The organism is uncultured Thiodictyon sp. (assembly GCF_903828115.1).
Taxonomy (GTDB): domain Bacteria; phylum Pseudomonadota; class Gammaproteobacteria; order Chromatiales; family Chromatiaceae; genus Thiodictyon.
In genome coordinates, this window is the sequence record NZ_CAIKKU010000009.1 from 1 (window position 1) to 3,924 (window position 3,924).

The window sequence follows — 3,924 nt, forward strand, 5'->3', positions numbered from 1 at the left end:
ACCACCAGGGGGCCACTCAAGGAGATCGGCAAGCTGCTGCTTACGATTCCTGCCTTCATCGCCGACCTGGCGACTCCGTTGATTCGGGAGGCGATGGAATCGGTGCGTACTATTGATGTCGAGCACTGGGCGACAACGCATATCGGTGCGTCGATGCTGGCCCGGCGTCGGCATGCTCTCATTGATTGGGCATCAAACACTAAAACTGTATGAAGATAATTTGTGGAATAGGTGGGATATTGAACACCCTAGCCGCGAGCCGTTCGACTACACCGAGTGGCAACAGGGACTCTAGCAAGACTGCTCGGTGGATGAATTATTCGACGCCGCGAAAAACCGCGAATTATCCGCAGACGGCTAGCGTGGGTAGGCCCATAGACTCGCCTTCATCACCTTGTGATTGGATAGGGCGCAACCCACTGGTTTTTCTGGCCTGAGGCGGCACGGGACGCGGTCGACTGCGCTATCGCTTGTCCACCCTAAGGTCGCAATTGCGATCTGAAGGCCTCGGCAGGCGGCCGAAATCCCGTGCCAGGAACTATTGGTGAGGGACCGCCTGTGCCACTTCGGCACCGGCGGCGGCATAGACCCGGACCTGGTCGCGACCATTCGCCTTGGCCTGATACATCGCCAGATCGGCCTGTCTGAAGATGTCCTCGGCGGTGCCGTCCTTGCCATTGAACAGGGTAGCGCCCAGCGAGGCGGTGCAGTGGTGTTCGATGACGGTGTCGGCGTGCCCCGGCCGGGTGATGGTCAGTCGATAGGACGCGGACAAGCGACTGCGCACCTGCTCGGCCAGGCGGCCGACGTGCCGGGCGGCGGCCGCCTCCTCCGCGCTCAGGTCGCCGATGAGCAGCACGAACTCGTCACCGCCCAGGCGGGCCGCGGTATCGGCCGCGCGCACGGTCAGGGTCAGGCGGCGCGCTACTTCGATCAACAGCAGATCACCGGCGGCGTGCCCGTAGGCGTCGTTGAGCGGCTTGAAATTGTCCAAATCCAACAACAGCAATGCACCATGGCAACCGCTGCGTTGGCAGGCGGCCCGTACCTGACCCAGACGGTCATGGAGCAAACGCCGGTTGGGCAGGTGCGTCAATGGGTCATAGAAGGCCAGGGCCTTGATCTCTGCCTCGGCGCGTTTGCGCGCCGAGATGTCGCGGATGAAGGCGACGATCTTGCCGGGATCAAACGGCAGGACCTGGGTGCTCGCCTCGACCTCCAAGAGCCGCCCGTCCTTGCGGCGCTGCCGGGCCTCGAAACAGGTGGGCTCGATCGCCCACCGGCGCCCGCGATCGGCAGCGCTACCGCCGACGGCGTCAGCGGCGTCGATATCGGCAACGCCCATGGTCAGCAATTCCTCGCGGCGGTAACCGATCAGGTCACAGTAGGCTTGGTTGACGTCGAGAAAGCGCCCGTCCCGGTCGCACAGGAAAAACCCGTCCAGGCTGGTGGCGATGATGGCGCGGTACTCCTGGTCGGCCTGGATCGCCTGGCGGCGGGAGCGCTCGAACGCGAGTCCGACATACCCGAGATTGGCGATCACGGCGCGAAAGATGCCGGCCAGCGTGGCAACGATTCCAGCGGCATTCGCTTCCAGCACCAAAGGGGGGTCTCGTCCAATCGACAGGCCGAGCAGGACATTGAGTATTGCTACGACCACGAGCAGGTAGGCCCCGCCGATCCAGCGGGCACTGCGGCTCTCTTCCTGCCGACCGATGCGCCAGGCCAGTGCGACCAAATAGGTGTACATAACGCCAAGGACCGTCTGATTGTATTGCAGGCGCAGCAACTCATCGCGCAACCCCAGACGGATGCCTTCAAATCCAAGCATGAACAAGGCTGCGGCGACTGCCATTACGATCAGCGGCAATGGTGTGCCCAGATCGTGGCGCAGCGATTGGATACGCAACATGACCCCGACGAACATCAAAAAATTGGCGAACGGGAAAGACGCCCAGTCCGGAACCTGGCCCCGGAGTGCAAACAAGCCTATGGCGAAGCCCAGCAGCAGATCGCCGCCACACCATAGCGTCACCGCCCGCTGCCGGCGGCCGTCCAAAACCAGGTAGGTGACCATCGGCATGAGAACGTTGAGCAATGCCAGGGTCAGGAGCAGCGACGGGAGATGAAAGAATCGCACAGCGTTCCTCCTGGGTCATCGCACTGGGCGGCAGCGCCTCTCACATCAATGCGCCCGCTGATGCGGCGTAACGGATACGGACAGAAAATGCAACTGCACAAAACAGGATACGGCCCCACAATCCTAGACCTCGTGAGGGTCCCGGGCAAGCTCGAGATCAGAAGATGGTGAGTACGCGCACGGCGAAGCGCTGGTCTTCAAACAGACCGTTGTCGGTCTTGAGGTCGCCGCCGTATTGCAGGATCAGGCTTGCGAACGGCAACTTGACTATGCCCGACAGCGTATAGCGGTGCACCCGCAGCCGGCCGCCCCATGGCGCGTCGTCGATGCGTGAGGCCCCACCCTGACTGTAGAAATAGCTCAGGCCCAGGGTGAGGGGTGCGGCCGGGCTGTAGCTGAACGCGATTTGCCAATTGTACAGCAGTTGTTGCTCGAGGGTGCCGATCCGGCCGGCACCCCGGCGGTGCCCGTCATTATCGCCAAACCACTGGGCATCGAACGCCGTCATCACGTTGCCGCGTGACCCCAGGCGGTGGCTGTACCCGGCCTGCACGGCCGCCTGGTAGCGGTTCTCGCCCGGATTGGTATTGAGCGACAGGGTGCGCCTGGCGTCGTAGCTGCCGGTGGGCAGGGTGACATAGCCAGCCACCGCGGTATAGCGCCCGTTCTTACGATCGGCATCGGGCCAGGTGGCCAGGACCAAGGTCAGATCGCCGAGACCGGAGCCGCGCTCCAGGGACGACAGGGCGCCGCCGGGCTCCAGGTGGCGCTGCGCCAGTTGCGCATAGGCAAAGGAAGGGTGGGCGCGCCAGGTGAAGGCCCGCCCCACGCGCAGTTGCAGTTGATCGACCGTCAGCCTGGTGTCGAGGGGTTGGCGCACCCCGTCCCGGTACAGGTCCCCGCGGCGGCTCGACAGATAGGACAACTGGACCGTGGTGATGCCGGGCGGGGGTGCGATCACGTCCGTCGGCAACAGGTCCACCGCCTGGGCGGGCCGGAGCAAGGCCGCGGCCAGCATGGCGGTCACTGAAAGGGGCTTTGGCGTCATGGGTTACCTGGTGTCGGGAGGCCCGAGGACCGCGGGCGGGGACTCCGGCACCGCCGTGCCGCGTGATGACGGACCGGCACCCGAGGGCGTCCGTCGGCCTGGCACCATGCTAAGCGAGGGCGACGCGTCTCACCAGGGCATTGCGGCAATGTTTTCGGTCTTTGCGGCAATTTCTGCTGACGGCTCTGATCGTAACTTCAGCCCCGAACGGCCGGTCGCCCCCCGCCTGAGCACGGCCAGGACGACGCCCCCCGCGCCTAACCAAACGCGTCACCTGTTGACCGCGCGCTTCGTCACGTCGTGCCTGGATAGGGCGCAACCCACTGGTTTTGCTGATCTGTATATCTGGCACGACGAGTGCTTCGACTATAGTGACGGAAAAGAGGCAATGCCGAAGAACGCACAGAAAGGCAGCACTAACCCGCAGCAGGCGCCGAAGGCCACAGTCAGCACCAAACCGAAAAAACTCCAGGACCGCGGAAGGACGCAGAGGGACGCAGAGGACCGCCGAGGGACGCCAGCGGATGCAGGACCGGGAAGACGCCGATTCGCCCACTCCCAGGGGCGAGTCGGCGTCTTCTCTTACGCGTTGGAGACGGGGGTGGGGGTGCGATCAAAACTGATGTGTTAACGCACATGTCGTAGGGTACGCAGCGCGTACCCGCCAAGCTGCCACGACCGCCGGAGCCGGGTACGCGCTGCGTACCCTACAGCTACAGCTACCGGACGTTCTCAC

The 3,924-nt window shown here is 63.8% G+C and carries 3 protein-coding genes; 1 reads left to right on the forward strand and 2 read right to left on the reverse strand.

The genetic code is table 11. The features are described from left to right. Positions 1-213 (forward strand): hypothetical protein (locus tag QZY48_RS00265; RefSeq protein WP_295426347.1); only part of this gene is annotated, 213 nt, incomplete at its 5' end. A 325-nt stretch (positions 214-538) separates the two neighbouring features. On the opposite strand, the gene QZY48_RS00270 is transcribed toward QZY48_RS00265, so the two are convergent. Then, positions 539-2,140 carry a diguanylate cyclase gene (locus tag QZY48_RS00270; protein ID WP_295426349.1) on the reverse strand — a complete coding sequence of 534 codons (1,602 nt, stop codon included), beginning with the start codon at positions 2,138-2,140 and terminating at the stop codon, positions 539-541. Between the two features lie 157 nt (positions 2,141-2,297). Then, entirely contained in the window at positions 2,298-3,188 is an 891-nt protein-coding gene (locus tag QZY48_RS00275; protein WP_295426350.1) for a transporter, read from the reverse strand. Positions 3,189-3,924 lie beyond the last annotated feature (736 nt).

Bases quoted from the DNA above. Each gene is read 5' to 3' on its own strand.
- QZY48_RS00275 (WP_295426350.1), bottom strand. From the start codon at position 3,188: ATGACGCCAAAGCCCCTTTCAGTGACCGCCATGCTGGCCGCGGCCTTG.